1 protein-coding gene and 1 pseudogene are annotated in these 1,039 nt (G+C 68.6%); one reads left to right on the top strand and one right to left on the bottom strand.

Annotation, left to right across the window (positions count from 1 at the left end):
* Nucleotides 1-566, bottom strand: a 566-nt coding sequence (locus IE226_RS43635; protein ID WP_190087092.1) for a TetR/AcrR family transcriptional regulator, incomplete at its 3' end; no start/stop codon positions are given.
* Nucleotides 567-794: 228 nt separating this feature from the next.
* On the opposite strand from IE226_RS43635, the pseudogene IE226_RS43640 reads away from it, so the two are divergent.
* Nucleotides 795-1,039, top strand: a pseudogene (locus IE226_RS43640) (hypothetical protein); the annotation flags it as partial.

A 1,039-nucleotide genomic window follows, 5' to 3' on the forward strand; every position in this document is an offset into this window, starting at 1 on the left:
CCCGTGAGGCGGCGTGCCAGTTCGTCGATGAGTTGGTCGGCGGAGTGCGGCGCGAGGAGGTCGGGCACGGTCAGGTCGTCCACGATCAGGCCGACCATGGCGAGGTACATCAGGATGACGCTGGTGCGGTCGCCCGGCAGGCCGCCGTCCAGGTGGAAGCTGATGTTGGCTTCGAGCTGGGCGGTGAAGAACCGGGTGAGTTCGGCGTGCAGTTCGGGGCGGCGGGTGGCCTCCAGGCGCAGCTCCATCAGGGCGAGCCAGCTGCTGCGGTCCGCGCGCATGCGGCCCAGGAGTTGCTTGAGGAGGGTGGCGACCAGTTCGGTGGAGGGCTTTTCGCGCATGGTGTCGGCGAGTTGGGTTTCCTCGGGCGTCAGGCGCTCCTGGATGCGTGTCATGACCTGGGCCAGCAACTCGGCGCGGTTGGCGAAGTAGTTGGTGGTGGTGCCGTTGGGGACTCCGGCCCGGGCGTCGACCGCGCGCAGGGTGAGGCCGCGCGAGCCCTCGTGGGCCAGTACCTCGATTGCGCCGTCGAGCAGGGCGGCCCGTCGTGCGGGGTTGTGACGCATGGCATTTCCTTCCGGAAGTCCGTTGACACCACTGCATGTGCAGTACTACGTTCTAACCACTTCACCCAGAGTACATCAGGTGACGTACCACCGATGCCTCACGAGGAGCAAGACGCGAAAACAGCCGGCATCCCGCCACAACGCCCGGTTCCCGATGCCCGCCAGGCCCCGCTCACTGCCCCGCCCCCGCCCGCTGCCCAAGCCGGGCACCCGCCGCTGAAAGGCCGCATGACAGACCCCGTCACGCACTACACCGAAGACCACCGCGCCGAAGCCGGCCGCGGCCCCGGATCCGACCACGAGGAGACCCCCGTGCGAAAGCTCGTCTACTTCATCGCTGTCAGCCTCGACGGATACATCTCGGGACCCGACGGCTCCGACCCCACCTCGGGACCCGACGCCTTCTGGCCGATCGGGCAGGACTACGTCGAACACCTCGCCGCCCACTACCCCGAGACGCTGCCGGGCCCGGC

The sequence above is a fragment of the Streptomyces longisporoflavus genome (genome assembly GCF_014649775.1).
Taxonomy (GTDB): Bacteria; Actinomycetota; Actinomycetes; order Streptomycetales; family Streptomycetaceae; genus Streptomyces; species Streptomyces longisporoflavus.